At 60.5% G+C, this 17,444-nt stretch carries 17 protein-coding genes; 11 read left to right on the top strand and 6 right to left on the bottom strand.

The features are described from left to right. Positions 1 to 37: 37 nt before the first annotated feature. From AC13F2_RS05075 to trxB, 6 genes are all read left to right on the top strand, one after another. Positions 38 to 697: a retropepsin-like aspartic protease family protein gene (locus AC13F2_RS05075; protein WP_482964072.1), complete on the top strand. Its 660-nt coding sequence runs from the start codon at positions 38 to 40 to the stop codon at positions 695 to 697. Between the two features lie 46 nt (positions 698 to 743). Continuing rightward, positions 744 to 1,487, top strand: coding sequence for a trehalose-phosphatase (gene otsB, locus AC13F2_RS05070; RefSeq protein ID WP_482964073.1), 744 nt, complete (start codon positions 744 to 746; stop codon positions 1,485 to 1,487). Continuing rightward, positions 1,484 to 3,271 (top strand): glycoside hydrolase family 15 protein, encoded by a 1,788-nt coding sequence (locus AC13F2_RS05065; RefSeq protein ID WP_482964074.1) that lies wholly within the window; start codon positions 1,484 to 1,486, stop codon positions 3,269 to 3,271. The genes otsB and AC13F2_RS05065 overlap by 4 nt, the downstream gene beginning before the upstream one ends. Further along, complete coding sequence (locus tag AC13F2_RS05060; RefSeq protein ID WP_221598094.1) at positions 3,268 to 4,659, top strand: alpha,alpha-trehalose-phosphate synthase (UDP-forming); 1,392 nt, start codon at positions 3,268 to 3,270, stop codon at positions 4,657 to 4,659. The genes AC13F2_RS05065 and AC13F2_RS05060 overlap by 4 nt, the downstream gene beginning before the upstream one ends. A 51-nt stretch (positions 4,660 to 4,710) precedes the next feature. Then, the gene (locus AC13F2_RS05055; RefSeq protein ID WP_482970448.1) at positions 4,711 to 5,490 is read left to right on the top strand and encodes a tyrosine-protein phosphatase; all 780 of its coding nucleotides are present in this window, start codon (positions 4,711 to 4,713) and stop codon (positions 5,488 to 5,490) included. 61 nt (positions 5,491 to 5,551) lie between these two features. Next, positions 5,552 to 6,538, top strand: coding sequence for a thioredoxin-disulfide reductase (gene trxB, locus AC13F2_RS05050; protein ID WP_196846463.1), 987 nt, complete (start codon positions 5,552 to 5,554; stop codon positions 6,536 to 6,538). Positions 6,539 to 6,553: 15 nt separating this feature from the next. Here trxB and AC13F2_RS05045 read toward each other — a convergent pair whose 3' ends face one another. The 3 genes from AC13F2_RS05045 to AC13F2_RS05035 all read right to left on the bottom strand — a co-directional run bounded on the left by AC13F2_RS05045 (position 6,554) and on the right by AC13F2_RS05035 (position 8,476). After that, positions 6,554 to 6,988, bottom strand: coding sequence for an MAPEG family protein (locus tag AC13F2_RS05045; protein WP_103023438.1), 435 nt, complete (start codon positions 6,986 to 6,988; stop codon positions 6,554 to 6,556). Positions 6,989 to 7,002: 14 nt separating this feature from the next. Further along, entirely contained in the window at positions 7,003 to 7,455 is a 453-nt protein-coding gene (locus AC13F2_RS05040; protein ID WP_196846462.1) for an MAPEG family protein, read from the bottom strand. Positions 7,456 to 7,522: 67 nt separating this feature from the next. Further along, positions 7,523 to 8,476, bottom strand: a complete 954-nt coding sequence (locus tag AC13F2_RS05035; RefSeq protein ID WP_482964075.1) for a threonine ammonia-lyase — start codon at positions 8,474 to 8,476, stop codon at positions 7,523 to 7,525. Positions 8,477 to 8,709: 233 nt separating this feature from the next. Here AC13F2_RS05035 and AC13F2_RS05030 point away from each other — a divergent pair, with 233 nt between their 5' ends. The 4 genes from AC13F2_RS05030 to AC13F2_RS05015 are packed head-to-tail and all read left to right on the top strand — an operon-like array spanning position 8,710 to position 12,417. Beyond that, positions 8,710 to 9,921, top strand: coding sequence for a saccharopine dehydrogenase family protein (locus AC13F2_RS05030; protein ID WP_482964076.1), 1,212 nt, complete (start codon positions 8,710 to 8,712; stop codon positions 9,919 to 9,921). Positions 9,922 to 9,923: 2 nt separating this feature from the next. Next, positions 9,924 to 10,280, top strand: a complete 357-nt coding sequence (locus tag AC13F2_RS05025; protein ID WP_482964077.1) for a DMT family protein — start codon at positions 9,924 to 9,926, stop codon at positions 10,278 to 10,280. Further along, positions 10,277 to 11,239, top strand: coding sequence for a peptidyl-alpha-hydroxyglycine alpha-amidating lyase family protein (locus AC13F2_RS05020; RefSeq protein ID WP_482964078.1), 963 nt, complete (start codon positions 10,277 to 10,279; stop codon positions 11,237 to 11,239). The genes AC13F2_RS05025 and AC13F2_RS05020 overlap by 4 nt, the downstream gene beginning before the upstream one ends. Continuing rightward, a complete protein-coding gene (locus AC13F2_RS05015; protein WP_482964079.1) occupies positions 11,239 to 12,417 on the top strand; it encodes a carboxynorspermidine decarboxylase in 1,179 nt (392 codons plus the stop codon). The genes AC13F2_RS05020 and AC13F2_RS05015 overlap by 1 nt, the downstream gene beginning before the upstream one ends. Here AC13F2_RS05015 and AC13F2_RS05010 read toward each other — a convergent pair. Beyond that, the gene (locus AC13F2_RS05010) at positions 12,387 to 14,111 is read right to left on the bottom strand and encodes a GGDEF domain-containing protein (RefSeq protein ID WP_482964080.1); all 1,725 of its coding nucleotides are present in this window, start codon (positions 14,109 to 14,111) and stop codon (positions 12,387 to 12,389) included. The genes AC13F2_RS05015 and AC13F2_RS05010 overlap by 31 nt on opposite strands. Positions 14,112 to 14,369: 258 nt before the next feature. Between AC13F2_RS05010 and AC13F2_RS05005 the strand changes: the two genes are divergently transcribed. After that, positions 14,370 to 15,572 carry a type III PLP-dependent enzyme gene (locus AC13F2_RS05005; protein ID WP_482964081.1) on the top strand — a complete coding sequence of 401 codons (1,203 nt, stop codon included), beginning with the start codon at positions 14,370 to 14,372 and terminating at the stop codon, positions 15,570 to 15,572. Between the two features lie 391 nt (positions 15,573 to 15,963). Here AC13F2_RS05005 and AC13F2_RS05000 read toward each other — a convergent pair whose 3' ends face one another. Beyond that, positions 15,964 to 16,737 carry a hypothetical protein gene (locus AC13F2_RS05000; RefSeq protein WP_482964082.1) on the bottom strand — a complete coding sequence of 258 codons (774 nt, stop codon included), beginning with the start codon at positions 16,735 to 16,737 and terminating at the stop codon, positions 15,964 to 15,966. Continuing rightward, the gene (locus AC13F2_RS04995; RefSeq protein ID WP_221597659.1) at positions 16,734 to 17,426 is read right to left on the bottom strand and encodes a nitroreductase; all 693 of its coding nucleotides are present in this window, start codon (positions 17,424 to 17,426) and stop codon (positions 16,734 to 16,736) included. Before AC13F2_RS04995 ends, AC13F2_RS05000 begins: the two co-directional genes overlap by 4 nt. Positions 17,427 to 17,444: the final 18 nt, after the last annotated feature.

Raw genomic sequence — 17,444 nt, 5'->3', positions numbered from 1 at the left:
CATGGACGTGTCACCGGCACGTTCCTATATGTAAATAATGGAACTCGAGCCCTTTTTCAGCGCCGCTGCGGATACACTGCGTGCCATTCCCCGGTCGGAGCTGCTGATGGCGGCGGTCGTCGCCATGCTTGTGGGGTGGTTCGGCGCAATGATCGCCAAACGCTCGATGCTCGGCGGGGTCCTGCGCATGGCGAGTTCACTTGCGCTTGGTCTCATCCTCCTTACTGTCGTCCTGCAGCTCTCGCGTTTCGATCCCCGCTTCGACATGGCCGTCCCGCAGATCGGCCTGCCCGAACAGGTCGTCGAAGGCGGCGAGACGCGCATTCCCCTATCCGCCGACGGGCATTTCTGGGTCCGTGCCGATGTAAACGGCGTGCCGGGAAATTTCATGATCGATACCGGCGCGACGCTGACGGCGATTTCAGCTGGGCTGGCAGAACGGGCGGGGCTCGAACCAAGGCGCGGCGGCATCCCCATCATGCTCGGCACGGCGAATGGGACGGTACAGGCGCATGTGGCAACGGTCGATAGCCTTACCTTCGGCAATGTCAGCGCCAGCGGCACCGATGCTGCGATTGCGGAGAACTTCGGCGACTTCAACGTCATCGGGATGAATGTGCTTGCGCGCCTCGGCTCCTGGCGGGTGGAAGACAACACCCTGATCCTTGTTCCTCGAGCAGAAGATACGATTTCATGAACTCTGGCGTTTGACCGCGCTGCCGGAGCCGCTAGTGGCTTGCAGTATGCACGGTTCGACCACGCTCCCCGCCCCGCCGCTGCTCGGTGAACTCCTCGTGCAGGGACCGGTCGCGCTTTTCCTCGATTTTGATGGCACACTGGTGGAAATTGCTGCTCGGCCCGGTGAAATTTACGTGCCGGATGCGCTGGCAGGCGCCCTTCAGACCTTGAGCAGTCGGCTGGACGGCAGATTGGCCTTGGTCAGCGGCCGCGCACTGGATGATCTGGCAGGCCACCTGGGTGAACTGGCCGTATGCCGCGCGGGTTCGCATGGTGCATCGCGCTATCTCGCCGATGGCACCCGCTTGGGCGAAGAGCCGCGCGGACTGGCAGATAGCTCGATTGCCGAACTCAAATCCTATGCCGAAGACAATGGGTTGTTCTACGAAGAGAAAGCGCACGGCGGTGCCCTGCATTTTCGTGATCAACCGGCCAAAAAGGACGCGACGCTTGCTTTTGCAGCAGATTTCGCTGGATCGCGCGATCTCTGTGTTACTAGTGGGAAAGGCGTGATCGAACTCGTCCGGCCGGGCGCTACCAAAGCCGCAGCAGTCGAAGCTTTCATGGAAATAGCTCCATTTGCGGGCGCCACTCCCGTGTTCATCGGCGATGATGTGACCGACGAGGACGGGTTCGCTGGCGCGATAAAATTCGGCGGGTTCGGCATCGCCGTCGGAGAACGTCCGAGTGAGCGGGCACGATACGCTCTTGGCAGCGTTGCTGCAGTGCACCATTGGTTGGAGATATGATGAAGCCCGATCTCGAGCTTTCCCCTATCGGTAATTGTCAGGTCAGCGCCCTGATCGATCGTGAGGGAGCCATCGTCTGGGGCTGTGTTCCCCGCGTAGATGGCGACCCGGTTTTCTGTTCTTTATTGAATGGTGATGCGCGAGATCGCGGTATCTGGCGCTTCGAACTGGAAGGCCAGACCAGCGCTACGCAGCGTTATGAACGCAATACCGCCATTCTCGTCACGCGCTTGGAAAGCGAAGACGGAAGCGCAGTGGAGATCCACGATTTCGCGCCGCGCTTCGAACGTTCGGGTCGGATGTATCGTCCCGTAGCCTATGCCCGCATCGTCAGGCCGGTGGCTGGTGCGCCGCGCATGCGTGTGGTGCTGGCGCCGATGATGGAATATGGGGCCAAGCTTGCCGAAACCACCAACGGCACCAACCATGTTCGCTATCTAATCGGTCCGCAGGCATTGCGCCTGACGACTGATGCGCCAGTCGGGTATGTGCTTGAAGGCCGCAGTTACCGTGTCGAGAGTGATCAGCACTTCTTTCTCGGCCCCGATGAACCCTTCGTCGGCAACATCCGCAGCGAAGTCCGTCGTTCGGAGGCGGCAACAGCCCGCTACTGGCAGCATTGGGTGCGTGGCCTGCATATACCCCTCGAATGGCAGGAAGAGGTCATCCGGGCGGCAATCGCGCTCAAGTTGTGCCAGCATGAAGAAACCGGCGCGATCGTAGCTGCACTTACCACGTCCATTCCGGAAGCAGCGAATAGCCAGCGCAACTGGGATTACCGTTACTGTTGGATCCGCGACAGCTATTACACCGTGCAGGCGCTCAACCGCCTCGGCGCGCTCGATGTGCTGGAGAAATATCTCGCCTATCTGCGCAACATCGTGGACCAGGCCCGCGGCGGGCAAATCCAGCCGCTGTATTCAGTCATGGGGGAAACCGAACTCCACGAATTCGAAGCCAAAAAGCTCGCGGGTTATCGCGGCATGGGGCCGGTGCGTGTGGGTAATGCCGCCTACAAGCAGGTTCAGTATGATTGCTACGGCCAGATCGTCATGCCGACCGCGCAGGCCTTCTTCGACACCCGCCTGCTGCGCATGGCCGACGACCGCGATTTCGAGCATCTCGAAGAAGTTGGCGAAGCCGCGTGGGCCAAGCATGACAAGCCAGACGCCGGGTTGTGGGAGTTTCGTACCCGGCAGGAAGTGCATACCTATTCCGCCGTCATGTGCTGGGCCGCCTGCGACCGTCTCGCGAACGTCGCTGCTCGTCTGGGCAAAGGCGACCGCGTAATTTATTGGCAGGAAAGGGCATCTGCCATTCGCGCAAAAATAGAAGAGATGGCGTGGGCGGACGAAGGCGACCATTACCGCGCCAGCTTCCAGAGCGACTATCTCGACGCAAGTCTGCTCCAGATGGTTGAGCTGCGTTATCTCAAGCCGGATGATGCGCGCTTCCTGAAGACCTTCGCTGCTATCGAGCGCGACCTGCGCCGCGGCAATCACATGCTTCGCTATGCAGCGGAAGACGATTTCGGTGCGCCCGAGACTGCGTTCAACGTCTGCACCTTCTGGCTGATCGAAGCGTTGGCGCTTGTTGGGCGCCGCGATGAGGCTCGCGGTATTTTTGACGATATGCTCAGTCACACGACCCATTCCGGCTTGCTTAGCGAAGACCTCGATTATGAAACGGGCGAGCTTTGGGGGAACTTCCCGCAGACCTACTCGCTAGTTGGTATAATCAACTGCGCTGGCCTTTTGAGCAAACCCTGGAGCGAAGTCCGCTGACCGGAGATCCACGCCTCGTCGTCATTTCCAACCGCGTTGCGGTACCCAAAGCCCGTGGAGCGGCCGGTGCCCAAGGTGGCCTAGCAGGCGCGCTGCATGCAGCGTTGAAAGATCGCAAAGGCTTGTGGTTCGGGTGGTCCGGCGAGGAAAGCGAAAGCGGCCGGACGGGTCACATCGATACGCAAACGTCCGACGGGGTAACAACAGCCACGCTCGATCTCTCGCAGCGCGATATCGATGAATACTACAATGGCTATGCCAATTCGACCTTATGGCCGCTATTTCACGATCGACTTGATCTGGCAGAATACGAGCGTGAAACGGCCAAGGGATACGAGCGTGTAAACGAGCGCTTTGCCGAACTCGGCGCTCCTCTGATTGACGCAGAAGATATTGTTTGGGTTCACGATTACCATTTGATCCCGCTCGGCGAACGGCTGCGTTCACGCGGGCTCAAGAACCGCATAGGGTTTTTTCTCCACATTCCCTGGCCGGCCACCAGGATGTTCGTCTCTCTGCCGTATCACGAACGGCTGGTCCGAACTCTGCTATTCTACGACGTCGTTGGTTTTCAAACGCAGGAATGGCTCGAAAGCTTTCTGCATTATTGCGAAAACGAACTGCGCGCGGAAGTTGACAAGGCCAGTGGCACGGTCACCTTTGAAGGCCGCACCACCATCGCAAGGGCTTATCCCATCGGCATCGACTGGGAACATTTCTCGAAGCTTGGTGAGAATGGTGAGGCGCGGCAGGCGCAACAGCGGCTGATCAGTTCGACGCGTCGACGCATCGCGATGATCGGTGTGGACAGGCTCGACTATTCGAAGGGAATTCCCGAGCGCATAGATGGCATCGGACGGTTCTTCGATAAAAACCCAGAGAGCATTCGCGATCTCGTCTTCATTCAGATCGCTCCGCCGAGCCGGGAAGACGTTGGCAGTTATCAGGAAATCCGTGCTGCCCTTGAACAGAAATGTGGCCAGATCAATGGTGCGCGAAGCGAAGTCGACATGGTGCCCATCCGGTATGTGAACCGGGGATATAGCCACGCTGAACTTTTCGGGTTCTTCCGCGGCGCCAAGATCGGACTGGTTACGCCACTCCGCGATGGCATGAACCTTGTGGCGAAAGAATATGTTGCTGCGCAGGATCCGGAAGATCCCGGGGTTCTCATCCTTTCACGCTTTGCCGGCGCTGCCGCTCAACTAAAAGATGCAGTTCTGGTCAATCCGCACAGCCCCGACGACATCGCGCACGCTATTCGCATTGCGCTCGATATGCCGCTGGATGAGCGGAAGCGGCGGTACGAGAAGATGATTGCAACGGTGCGCGATGACAATGTCCAGAACTGGACCAGGGACTTCCTTCGCGATCTTTCCGAGGCCTGATCAGGACCTGCGCGATTGCGTATGCGATGCGCGACTGCCACCGTCACCGCCATGATTCGTGATCCTTTTCTCAAAACGCAGGGCATCCACAACTTTCGCGATTATGGCGGCTGGGCCACGAAAGGCGGGGGTGCCGTTCGTACGGGGCTGCTCTTTCGCTCCGGCCATCACGTCGGCGCGACTGACGCAGACCTTGCAGCTATCGCTCCGCTAGACATCCATACCGTCATCGATCTGCGCGGTGAGAGCGAGCGCAGCGCCAACCCTTGCCGGCGGGTCGATGGCTTTGATGGCGAAGTTCTGTTCTACGAAGGGGAAACGACAAGCAGTCCCCCCCATATGGACATTGATCCGGACATGAGTGCGGGCGATTTCGCGCGGCAGCGCATGTTGGCAGTCTATACTCGTATGCCCGACAATCCGGCGATGATCGACATGTTCGGCCGCTATCTCAACATTCTTGCTAACAGGGATGGAGCTAGCCTGGTCCATTGTTATGCCGGGAAGGACCGGACGGGCGTTGCGGCGACCATGCTGCTTCATATTCTCGGCGTATCCGAAGAAAACCAGCGACATGAGTTTTTGCGAACCAATGACAGCCCTACGTTCGAGGTTCTCGCGCGCCAGTCACTCCCCGGCATCGAAGCGCGGCTCGGGCGCAAGCTGGATGACAGTGCGGCAAAGGACCTCCTCGGTGTGCGCGAAGAGTATCTCGACCGCTTTCTCGAAATCGCGAGCGATCGCCACGGGAGCTTCGATGGCTATCTGGAACAGGCGATAGGTGTGGATGAAGCGCTTCGTGACGCCCTGATCACACGCTTCGTGGCGTGACTCTCGGCCCTGCGGTTCCCATATAGCCGCAAAACCCATTCAGACTTACGGAATTGACGACATGGCTACCCATCGTACCAAGATGCTTATCATCGGCTCGGGCCCGGCAGGCTATTCTGCCGCCATTTACGCAGCGCGAGCAATGATGGAGCCCATCGTGGTGCAGGGGCTGCAGCCCGGCGGCCAGTTGACCATCACGACCGATGTCGAAAACTATCCCGGCTTCGCAGACGTTATCCAGGGCCCTTGGCTGATGGAGCAGATGCAGAAGCAGGCCGAGCATGTCGGTACGCGCATGATGTGGGACACGATTGTCGATGTGGACATCGCTGGCGGATCGCCTTTCAAGGCGATCGGAGACAGCGGCGACGAATACATCGCAGACGTTCTGGTGATCGCCACGGGGGCGCAGGCCAAGTGGCTCGGCGTTCCGGGCGAGCATGAACTGGGCGGCAAGGGCGTTTCAGCCTGTGCCACGTGCGATGGCTTCTTCTATCGCGGCAAGAAGGTAGCAGTGATCGGCGGCGGCAATACCGCAGTCGAAGAAGCCCTGTACCTGACCAACCATTCTGACGATGTGACCCTGATCCATCGCCGCGACGAATTGCGGGCGGAGAAGATCCTGCAGGAACGCCTGCTCAATCATCCCAAGATCAGCGTGCTGTGGAACAAGACGGTCGAGAGTTTCGAGGCCGGTCCGTCGGGAGCACTGGCCCATCTCAACTTGCGCGACACGGTGACGGGTGATGCGAGCACCTTCGACGTCGACGGCGGCTTCGTCGCCATTGGTCACGCCCCTGCCACCGAACTGTTCAAAGGCAAGCTGCCGATGGACGACGGTGGTTACCTGCTGACCGAGCCGGGTTCACCCAAGACGGAAGTTCCGGGCGTATTCGCAGCAGGAGACGTCACCGACCACGTCTATCGCCAGGCGGTTACGGCCGCCGGGATGGGCTGCATGGCCGCGCTCGATGCAGAACGCTTCCTTGCCAACCTCGAGATCGACATGGACGGTCACGCGCATGCAGCCAAGGAGGCTGCAGAGTAAGCGGCCCGATTCACGTCAGATGTGAAGATCGAATACGGCGATGGCGGCGTGGAAGATCAACGCAATCAAAGCGATGCTGGACAGCGCAAATAGAACGAAGCGCACCATCACGACATTGGCGGTCGCCTGAACCAGCGAGTGGGTGATCCTGAGACCTACATAGATCCAGGCGATCAGCGCGTTCATGCCGTCACCCCAGCCAATCAGGGCGAGCAGAAGCGCGACCGCGTAGAACACCGTCGGCTGTTCGTGCAGGTGGTTGTAGTTATGTGCCTTCCATTGCACCTGCTCGGGAAGACGTTCGTCGAGCGTGCCGGTCTTGCGCGCGTCGTCGGGCTGGATCTTTGCCTTCGACATGGCAGGAATGCGGGTGGCGTACATCCAGAGCCACATGATCATGGTCCACGCCATCAGCACGACGACAGGCTGGAGAATTTGCGAATCAATCATCGAAGCGGTCCCTGTCATGCCGGCGCCAGGCTCGGGTCATGGAACATGGTTAGGGCAATGGCGCGATAGGCGAGATACATCAGCGCCGCGCTCGACAGGAAGAAGAGCAGGAAGCGGATCTTTACGACGTTTACCGTGGCCTGCCAGACCGAATGCACGATACGCAGCGCGACATAGATCCATGCAGCAACGACGTCGAAAGCACTGGCGCCGAGCAGCGCGATGATGATCGTGACGGCGTAGAACAGCGTCGGCTGTTCCATGAGGTGAGCGTAATTATGCGCTTTCCAGTTGATCTTGTCCGGCAGGACCCCTTCGAGATCCTGGCCGCGACCGCCCGGACGGGCATTTCCCAGGCCGCCACCGGCCTTGCCCATCGCTGGCAGGCGCGTTGCAGCCATCCAGACGAGCATTATCAGCGACCACGCGATCAGTACTGCCGCGGGTGCGAGCATCTGGGCTAGCATTGTCGATTTCTCCCCTTTGACCCTTGCCGACGAACGTGCGGCGGCGCGGATCGATTGTCAAACGCAACTATCGATCAGTGATGGTCGCAGCGAAGCTTGCTGCGTCGGTGTTGCCGCCGGTGACCATGATCACCGTATCCTCGTCCACCGCGACCTTGCCCGCAAGCGCTGCGGCGAGGGCGGCAGCGCCGCCGGGTTCGACCACGAGGTTGAGATGCCCGAAGGCGAAGCGCTGTGCTGCCCGGACTTCCTCGTCAGTGACGGTGACACCGGGTTCGGCGCGCCCTTGCAACACCGACAGGTTGATCAGCTTGGTCGTATCGGGCTGCAGGGCGTCGCAGATGGTTGAAGGCGGGTTCTCGCCGACATGGACCACCTCGCCAGCCGCAATCGCCCGGCCGACCATGTCCCACCCGTGCGGCTCGACAATATGAATAGCACTTTCGGGACAGGCGAGAGCGAGACCGGCCGCCAGGCCGCCGCCGCCGCAGCAGACCAGCAGGCGCGACGGTGCACGGCCAAGCTGCGCCTCAATCTCTATACCGGCGCTTCCCTGACCTTCGATGACCCAGGGGTCGCCGAAGGCGTGAACGAGGACTGCGCCGCGTTCTTCCACCAGCTTTGCCGCCACGTCGTCCCGGTTTTGGCCAGGGCGGTCATACAGAACGATTTCCGCGCCCAGAGCACGGGTCGCTTCCAGCTTCACCTGTGGAGCGTTGCGCGGCATCACAATCGCGGCGGCAATCCCGAGACGACGAGCCGCCCAGGCGACGCCCTGCGCATGGTTGCCCGACGAGACGGCGACCACGCCGCGCGCCCGTTCCATGTCATCGAGGTTCGAAAGCCGCCACCAGCCCCCGCGGATCTTGAACGCGCCGACGGGCTGCAGGCTTTCCGCTTTCACATGGCAGCGAACCCCGCCGATCTCGACCGGCAAAAGCGGGGTGGGGGGCAAGATAGCGGCGACAGAGCGCGCTGCGGCAAGTACGCCGTCGCGATTCGGTGCGCGGATATCGCTCATCAGTTCGTCGCTCCGGCAGAACACATGGACCGCATGTTACACTGTCCAAGGGCAAAAAAATCCGGCCCGGTTTGGCGCTGCAAACGTGCGGAGAGGGGGCATGGGATATATTTGGTCATGTACCCGGCTATGCCGAAATTACGCAAAGTAGGAAACGGGGATGGCGGATCGTTTGGCGCTGCCGGTGCATTTCGCTAGGGAGCGCCCAAGATTCGAACCCGGAGAATATTTTCATGTCGACAGTCCTCGTGATCGGTGCCGGCGGCGTCAGCTCGGTCTGCGTCCACAAGATGGCGATGAACCCCGATATCTTCACCAATATCCACCTGGCCAGCCGCACCAAGAGCAAGTGCGACACGATCGCCGCTTCCGTGAAGGAGCGTACGGGGGTGGATGTCAGCACCTATGAGATCGACGCCGAGGAAGTTCCGGCAATGGTTAATCTGATCAAGAAGATCGGTCCCGAACTCGTCGTCAATCTGGCCCTGCCGTATCAGGATCTGCCGATCATGGACGCCTGCCTGGAAGCGGGCGTCGATTATCTGGACACGGCCAATTACGAACCGAAGGACGAGGCCAAGTTCGAATATCACTGGCAGTGGGCTTATCAGGACCGGTTCAAGAATGCAGGACTGATGGCGCTGCTGGGATCGGGCTTCGACCCTGGTGTGACCAGCGTCTTCACCATGTGGCTCAAGAAGCACAAGCTGAAAACCATTCGCCAGCTCGATATTCTCGACTGCAACGGCGGCGACCATGGCCAGGCCTTCGCCACCAATTTCAATCCCGAAATCAACATTCGCGAAGTGACCGCACCGGCGCGCCACTGGGAAAACGGTGAATTCGTCGAAACCCCGGCCATGGGCAAGAAGGTCGAATTCGACTTCGAGGCGGTCGGGCCGAAGAACATGTACATGATGTACCACGAAGAGCTGGAAAGCCTCGCCAAGTTCAATCCGGAGATGGAACGGGCGCGCTTCTGGATGACGTTCGGCGATGAATACATCAAGCACCTGACCGTCCTGCAGAACGTGGGCATGACACGGATCGATCCGGTCCGGTATCAGGGCAAGGACATCATCCCGCTCCAATTCCTCGCGGCGGTCCTGCCCAAGCCTGAAACGCTGGGCGAAACCACCAAGGGCAACACCAATATCGGCGTGATCGCGACGGGTGAAGCGCTGGATGGCAGCGGCGAGAAGACGTTTTACATCAACAATATCTGCAGCCACGAAGCGGCGTATGAGGAAACCGGCAACCAGGCGGTTTCCTATACCACCGGTGTGCCGGCGATGATCGGTTCGGCCATGATGGTCACCGGCAAGTGGACCGGCGACGGCGTGTTCAACATGGAAGAAATGGATCCCGATCCCTTCATGGACATGCTCAACGAACATGGCCTGCCGTGGCAGGTAAAGGAACTGGACGGACCGGTGGATTTCTGATCGTGACCCGCGCGGCTGTGTTCGCGCCGATCGTGCTCCTCGCCCTATCCAGCCTGCTGATGAATCTGGCGTGGTACGGCCATCTCAAGGCTCCGCATCGCGCGTTGTGGGTGGCGGTGCTGTTGAGTTGGGGAGTTGCGTTCTTCGAATATATGCTGGCGGTGCCGGCGAACCGCATTGGCACTCAGAGCTATTCACTGGCTGAGCTCAAGACCATTGCCGAGATCTGCTCCTTGATCGGTTTCGTCATCGTCGCCTGGGCATTGTTCGGAATTCGTCCCGGACTGAACCAGGCGATCGGCTTCATGCTGATCGCCGCGGGGGCGGTGTTCGTGTTTCGCGGACCTTTTCCGTCATGAAGCGGATAGCGGTTCTTGCTGCATTGGCCCTGACGGCATGTTCGGGCCAGACAAAGCCGGAAGACGCGCCGCGTGCCGAAGTGGATGGCAATTGGGCGGAAATCCCCGAAGGCGTCGCCTGGGGCGAAGTCAGCGCCGTTGATACCGACAGCCACGGGCATATCTTCGTGCTCCAGCGTGCCGGACGCGATTGGAAAGAGCCTTTTCCGTCCGATCCGATCGAAGAGCCGGTAGTTTTCATGTTCGCGCGCAACGGTAAGTTGCTGGGTCGCTGGGGCGCCGGCGAGACGGTAATGCCGCACGGTCTGTCTATCGATGATACGGACAATATCTGGATCACCGATGTGCAGCGCGAGCAAGTGCTGCGCTTTTCCCACGATGGCACGCTGGAAATGACGATCGGCGCGCAAGGCAGATCGGACGATGTGCCGGATCATTTCGGCAGACCGACGGACGTTGCTTTCGGCAGGGACACGGTATTCGTAGCCGACGGATATGCGAATTCGCGGATCGCGGTATTCGACCGGCAGGGTAATTTCCTGAGCCAATGGGGCCATGAAGGTTCGGGCGCTGGCGGGCTTGCCGTTCCGCATTCGGTCGCGGTGAAGGACGGCAAGGTCTATGTCGCCGACCGAGAGAACCGGCGCATCAAGATATTCAGTGAAGGCGGGCGTTTGCTGGAAACGTACAATACGCCCGGCTATCCCTATGCGGTCAAACCGTTGGGGCAGGGGTATTTCGTGTCAGTTGAAGGGCGCGATGCCAGCGATCGTGAAGGTGCCATCGTGCGCGTCTGGCGGCCGGATGGTACGATCGAGCGCATTCTCGACGCGAGCGGGGAAGGGCCGACAAAGGGGCACGACCTTGCGATCGGCGGTGACGGAACAATCTATCTGGCCGATCCGGAGGGCAAGCGTGTGCTGACCTTCGAACTGGCCCAGACGACGGAAGACGAGTGATGGAAACAAAAGCCGGCGATCCGGGCGCATTCGCCCAATTCGATCTGGACCGGGTCAGCAGCCCGGCCTTTGTCGTGGATGCGGCAAAGCTGCGCGCCAACTGCCAGGTGCTGGCAAACATCCGCGACGAGGCGGACATCAAGGTACTGGCTGCGCTCAAGGCCTTTTCGATGTGGTCGACGGCGCCGATCATCGGCGAATATCTGGACGGTGTGTGTACGTCCGGCCTGTGGGAAGCGCGGCTGGCGAGCGAATTCTACGACGGCGAGATCGCGACCTATTCTGCCGCTTACAAACCCGACGAGCTGGAAGAGGTGTCCCGGCTGTCCGACCATGTGATCTTCAATTCGCCCGGCCAGCTGGAGCGGGCCGCGTTGATCCTGGAAAATGCGCGCGCGGCGGGTCAGGATTTCGACGTCGGGCTGCGCATCAACCCCAAGCATGCAACGGGCGAAGTGCCGCGCTACGATCCGTCCAGCCCGGGCAGCCGGCTGGGTTTCCCGATCGACCAGTTAACGCCGGAAATCATGGCGCAGGTCGATGGTATCCATTTCCACAATCTGTGCGAACAGGATTTCGAACCGCTCCATGCCACATGGGACAAGGTGTTCGATGCGATCGAGCCGTGGTTCGGCCAGCTCAAGTGGATCAACATGGGCGGGGGCCACCATATCACCCGCGCCGATTACCAGCGCGAGGAGCTGATCGAATTCCTGCGCGATGCGAAAGAGGATACGGGCGCGGAAATCTATCTCGAACCGGGTGAGGCGGTGGCGCTGGACGCGGGTATCCTCGTCGGGACGATACTGGACACCGGTTTCAACGAACTGCCCGTCGCCGTGGCCGACATTTCGGCCACCTGCCACATGCCGGACGTGATAGAGGCGCCCTATCGCCCGGCCATGCTTGGCGAGAGTGCGGACCAGACCGTGCCAGAGGTGCGGATCGGCGGGCCGTCATGCCTCGCCGGGGACGTGATCGGCGATTACCGCATTCAAGACGGCGCAGAGGTGGGCAAGCGTTTCGCGTTCCTTGATCAGGCCCATTATTCGATGGTGAAAACCAATACGTTCAACGGGGTCCAGCTTCCCAGCATCTATCTGTGGGACAGCGAAACCGACCACCTCGAGCTGGTGAAAGAGTTCGGCTACGACACCTTCCGCGACAGGTTGAGCTGAGGACCAAGCAGGGGCGCAGCGTCCCTCGTTTCGCGCAGAGGGTCGCGGCGGTCGAAGCATAACTGGTCGCGGCCGCTTCGCTTGGCATTGTAAAGCAGCAGGTCGGCTTCGCGATAGCTTGCCTTCGGATCTGCGGGATCGACCTTGGCGAGGCCGGCGCTGGCCGTGATCGGACGGTCCAGACCGGGCACTTCGTTATCGATCGCGAGCGGGATTCCGCGGCGCACCCGGTCGAGTTCGAGCGCGGCCAGTTCGACCGAAGCGGCCCGGACGACGACGGCAAATTCCTCGCCCCCCAGCCGCCATGCGCCGACGAAGGAGCCGGTTGCGACCTCACGTCTCAGCATGTCGCCCAGCCATTCGAGCACGCGGTCGCCCGTGGCGTGGCCATAGGTGTCGTTGACCGATTTGAAGCGATCGATGTCGATCAGGCCCAGCATGTCTCCCGCCTGCCAGACGCGCGCATCGTAATCGCGTCGATTCCCCAAGCCCGTCAGCGCATCATGGCGTGCCTCGCGCGCCAGATCGTCGCTAACGGCGAGAGCGGCGTCGCGTTCCTCCCTCAGGGCTTTCACGCGCCAGCCCACGGCCGCCATCAGCGCAGCCGCTTCGAACGCCAGAGACAGATAGAAGCCGAAGTCGGCGATCGGCGGGAGCGAGTAGAGGCCGAGGTTGCGGACCAGCCGTTCGATGGAAAATACGAATGGCACACTCCACGCCATGACGAATACACGCGCGGCCTCGCTACCCTTGCGCCATGCCGAGGTGGTGATCACCAGTGTGGCGATCGAGCCGGGGATGAAGCAGAGGTTGTAAGCGGCGCGCATGCTCATACCCAGCAGGGCGCCAAGCGGAAGCAGAAAGCCGCCTGCAAATACCAGCAGGCCGCACGCGATTGCCACCCGCCGCATGGCAGGCGTGATTGCGTCGCGTTCAAAGAAGGTCAGCGCGAAGGGGGCGAGCAGGGCGATCGCCCAGGCGAGAGTGGCGTAGGAAATCACCGAACGCGTCCAGAGCGAGATGCCCGGCGCAATCAGAAATATGAGGGAGCCCGCAGTGGTGACGTAAATGACCAGCAGGGCCGAAAAAGCGAAATGCACCGCGGCGAACCAGCGGCGCAGCGCGATCGCCATGAAACCGCTGACAATCGCGGTAAGAATGAGCATGCCGAGGACCACGCCGAGCAGCACAAGCGATCCGGTACGGTCGCGCTCTGCCGCTTCGGTCGACACGACCTTGAGCCCATGGGCGAGATCGGGCCCAAGCGGACGATCGACGCGCACGAACAAGGGGCCTTCGCCGCCGAGGCTGTGCAAGGGGAGGGCAAAGCGGGTGCCGGTCGTCCAGTTCTTTGCAAGCGCGGCGGAACTCATGGCCCGGCTTGCCATGCGACCATCGGACGTTGCCCGCGCAATAATCAGCCCGCTGGATGCCATGGCATCGCCGATGAGAACCGGCTCCTCGACATGCAGCGCCTCTGCCGGGATGCGAACCCAGCTGTGATCCCCGACCGCATCGAGCTTGGCCGCATCGCAAATCCAGTTCGAAGAAGCTACTGCTTCTGCCGAATCGAGCAGGTCGTTCGTCGCAAGGATGCAATTCGCCGCGCCGCTTGCTGCGCGCGCATCCACAGCCATCCCGGAAAGGAAGGTTGCGGCGAGCATCACCAGCAAATAGTGGACGGCGCGTCTCATAAAGGCGGCGCTAGCATCACATGTTTGCATGTGGGTTAATCTTTCGCCTTTTGATTAAAAACGGTTTTTACCGGTCGCCCCATCGCAACTCAGCCTCGCCGCGACCCGGCTGCGCTTGCATTCCTGTTCCAACATTTCACTTGCGATTAATGACCCACCATTTATATGCGCCGCTCCCGCTGCCCCAAGGGGACTTCCTAACCGCAAGGCAGCTTGTCGTTTCATGGTCCGCAAGGACTGTTTAGGGGGTCCCTTGAGTTGCCGCATTTCCCTGACGCCCGGTCCGTAGTTCGCGCGCTCGCGCCCGACGAACCCATCATTCTGAACCGCCCGCACGCCGCGGCGCGCGCTGCCCGTTTCTTCGTCGAGAAGTTTCCGGGCAAGTCGCTCTATGCGGTGAAGGCCAACCCGTCGCCGGATCTGGTCCAGATCCTGTGGGACAACGGCGTGACCCATTACGATGTGGCATCGATCGCCGAAGTGCGGCTGGTGCGTGCGACGCTCCCCGACGCGACGCTTTGCTTCATGCACCCGGTGAAAGCGCCCAGCGCCATTCGCGAAGCCTATCGCCAGCACGGGGTGAAGACCTTCAGCCTCGATTCCGTCGAGGAACTGGAGAAGATCGTCGATGCATGCCGGGACGATGCCGGCGAACCGGCGCAGGACCTGCGCCTGTGCATCCGTCTGCGCGTATCGAGCGAGTATTCCGAGCTCAGCCTTGCGTCGAAATTCGGGTGCGACCTGACCGAGGCGCCCGCGCTGCTGCAGGAAGCACGCCAGCATGCCGACTGGCTGGGCCTGTGTTTCCACGTGGGCAGCCAGGCGATGACGCCTTTCGCCTATGTACAGGCGCTGGAACGCGTGCGCATCGCCATCGGCGAGGCATCGGTGGTCATCGACATGATCGACGTCGGCGGCGGTTTTCCCTCGGTTTATCCGGGGATGGAGCCTCCGCCGCTGGAAGACTACTTCCAGATCATCCACCAGAACTTCTATAATCTGCCGATCGCTTACAACGCCGAATTGTGGTGCGAGCCGGGCCGTGCGCTGTGCGCCGAATACAGCTCGCTCATCGTCAAGGTGGAGAAGCGGCGCGGCGACGAGCTGTACATCAACGATGGCGCCTATGGCGCGCTGTTCGATGCGGCTCATGTGGATTGGAAGTTCCCCGTGCGCGCGCTCGAAGACGATCTGATCAAGCCGGAGATGGATTTCGCCTTCTACGGTCCGACCTGCGACGATGCGGATTACATGCAGGGCCCATTCGTCCTGCCCGAAGATATTCAGGCAGGTGATTACATCGAGATCGGTATGCTTGGTGCATACGGCGCGGCGATGAAGACGGATTTCAACGGCTTCGGCGCTGCCGAGCGGATTGTCGTGGAGGACGAGCCGATGGCGAGCCTCTACGATGGTAGCCGCCAGCGTCCGGCGGCGGACAACGTCGTAAGCTTGCGCTGACGCGGACTTAGCTAGCGAAGAAGAAGGGCCGCCCATGCTTCGAGCAGGGCGGCCTTTTCATTCAGTGCGACACGATCGGGTTCCGTGATCCAGCCTGACGACGCGGACTGGATTACGCGTCTGCACGCCCGGAACGCGGGGCTTTCGATGTTTCCCGGTGCTGCTGCGGCGCACCGGGCCGCTGCTTTTTCGCTTCCAGCAATCCCGTGAAAGAGCCTGTCGGCACCAGAAGAATGTTCTTTTTCATCTCATACAATCGTCATCGTGAACAGTTGGCAGTGCCGGTCGCTTTGCCAGCCTTTCTGTCGGATGAACGCTCGTCGGCCCATCGCACGCCATGAACGGGCGACGGATGAGGTGAACGAGATTACGGCCAAAATGAGGCTGTTTGCTAACCGTACTTTTTGCGATGAGCGTCTAGCGTCGGCTTTACCCTGCCCAACGCTTCGCCGACCAATTCGGGAAATGCGTCACGTTCCAGTTCCAGCACGGCATTGTGTGCTGCTGCTATGCGCTTCGCCCCGGCCCATTGCGTTCCGATGTCGAACGCCCAGTCACGAAAAGCGTCGGCCGCACCCGCGTGCGGTTCGAGCGCCTTCGCCAATGTGGGATGAAAGCCAAGCCGGCCTGTGAAAGGCATAAGCGAAAGCGGAAAGCCCTTACGCAGATATACGAAGGTATCATCGACATGGATGGTCCCGCTTGCCCGGTGAAACGCGAGCACTGACGAAAAATGCACGCTATCGTCGGAACAGACCAGGGGAACCCCGCTCGGTACCGAAAACGAGAAGTCGTCACTGTACTGCTGTGCAAGTTCGTCCTGTTCGCAGCGAGTGTCCGACCAGGGCAAGTGGGGCAAATGTTCGTGATGTCGGGCAGTGCCATGGAGCTGCGCGTTTGGAAACGCTTCATGCATCCATTCGCAATGGAGCGTGTGGAAGGGATGCAGGTTGAGCACCGCCTCCACCCTGGCACCGCCATCGGTCAGTTTGAGGATGTCGGAATGGACGGCATCGGGGAGGGTATAACTGTCGAGAAACACAAAATTGCCGTTGGCGAGTCGAACCAGCGAGCATTGCGTTCCCACGTCGAAAAAGCCCCCGATCCGAAAACTGCCGCGAACGGACCAGAAACCGTTACCCAGATCGATGAAGGCGCTACTCATGGAAACCCCACGAAGCGTGCCGCTTCGTTGACCGGCTTGCGCTCGCTGACGACCGCATTGGCTGGAAAACTCTCGTCGGGCCAACCCAGCGCCACTGCTTTCATGATTACCTGCTCCTCTGGAATGCCCGCATGTTCGCGAACCACCGGGCTTTGCATAATGCCCTGCGAATTAATTACGCAGCCGAGACCGCGGCTCCATGCCGCGTTGACCAGTGCGGTCGTTACGGCTCCGCAATCGAAGGGCGTGTCATCGCTTCCCGACAGTTCGCGATCATAGGCCACGATTACGCAGACCGGCGCATCGAACTGGCGAAAACCGCGCAACACCCAATCCTGCCGTTTTTCCTTATCGTCCCGTTCGATGCCCATCGCTCCGAACAACTGCTTGGCAACCCCGATCTGGCGTTCGCGATGAATGCCTGCAAAAGGCTCTCCGCGCCGGAATTCGCGGCTGTCGGGCTCTCCGGCGAGAATCCGTTCCGTATTGCCTTTACGAATGCGGTCGAGAGGTTCGCCGGTGATGACATGGAAATGCCACGGCTGCGTATTCATGGATGTCGGTGAACGCATGGCGAGGGTCAGCACCTCTTCGATTATCGCCCGAGGCACCGGTTTGTCGAGGTAACCCCGGATCGAACGGCGGCTCATCACCACCTCTTCGTACGTCATATCCGGATTGCCGCTCATCCATCTTCTCCCAAGTCT

The organism is Qipengyuania sp. L-5Y (genome assembly GCF_056859455.1).
Note: the sequence above shows the minus strand (reverse complement) of the source record. Positions and strands in the feature narration are given on the sequence as shown.

What these genes read in the sequence shown, in the direction of transcription:
- AC13F2_RS05075 (WP_482964072.1), top strand. Translation starts at nt 38, where the DNA reads ATGGAACTCGAGCCCTTTTTCAGCGCCGCTGCGGATACACTGCGTGCC.
- otsB (WP_482964073.1), top strand. Translation starts at nt 744, where the DNA reads ATGCACGGTTCGACCACGCTCCCCGCCCCGCCGCTGCTCGGTGAACTC.
- AC13F2_RS05065 (WP_482964074.1), top strand. Translation starts at nt 1,484, where the DNA reads ATGATGAAGCCCGATCTCGAGCTTTCCCCTATCGGTAATTGTCAGGTC.
- AC13F2_RS05055 (WP_482970448.1), top strand. Translation starts at nt 4,711, where the DNA reads ATGATTCGTGATCCTTTTCTCAAAACGCAGGGCATCCACAACTTTCGC.
- trxB (WP_196846463.1), top strand. Translation starts at nt 5,552, where the DNA reads ATGGCTACCCATCGTACCAAGATGCTTATCATCGGCTCGGGCCCGGCA.
- AC13F2_RS05045 (WP_103023438.1), bottom strand. Translation starts at nt 6,988, where the DNA reads ATGATTGATTCGCAAATTCTCCAGCCTGTCGTCGTGCTGATGGCGTGG.
- AC13F2_RS05040 (WP_196846462.1), bottom strand. Translation starts at nt 7,455, where the DNA reads ATGCTAGCCCAGATGCTCGCACCCGCGGCAGTACTGATCGCGTGGTCG.
- AC13F2_RS05035 (WP_482964075.1), bottom strand. Translation starts at nt 8,476, where the DNA reads ATGAGCGATATCCGCGCACCGAATCGCGACGGCGTACTTGCCGCAGCG.
- AC13F2_RS05030 (WP_482964076.1), top strand. Translation starts at nt 8,710, where the DNA reads ATGTCGACAGTCCTCGTGATCGGTGCCGGCGGCGTCAGCTCGGTCTGC.
- AC13F2_RS05020 (WP_482964078.1), top strand. Translation starts at nt 10,277, where the DNA reads ATGAAGCGGATAGCGGTTCTTGCTGCATTGGCCCTGACGGCATGTTCG.
- AC13F2_RS05015 (WP_482964079.1), top strand. Translation starts at nt 11,239, where the DNA reads ATGGAAACAAAAGCCGGCGATCCGGGCGCATTCGCCCAATTCGATCTG.
- AC13F2_RS05010 (WP_482964080.1), bottom strand. Translation starts at nt 14,111, where the DNA reads ATGAGACGCGCCGTCCACTATTTGCTGGTGATGCTCGCCGCAACCTTC.
- AC13F2_RS05000 (WP_482964082.1), bottom strand. Translation starts at nt 16,737, where the DNA reads ATGAGTAGCGCCTTCATCGATCTGGGTAACGGTTTCTGGTCCGTTCGC.
- AC13F2_RS04995 (WP_221597659.1), bottom strand. Translation starts at nt 17,426, where the DNA reads ATGAGCGGCAATCCGGATATGACGTACGAAGAGGTGGTGATGAGCCGC.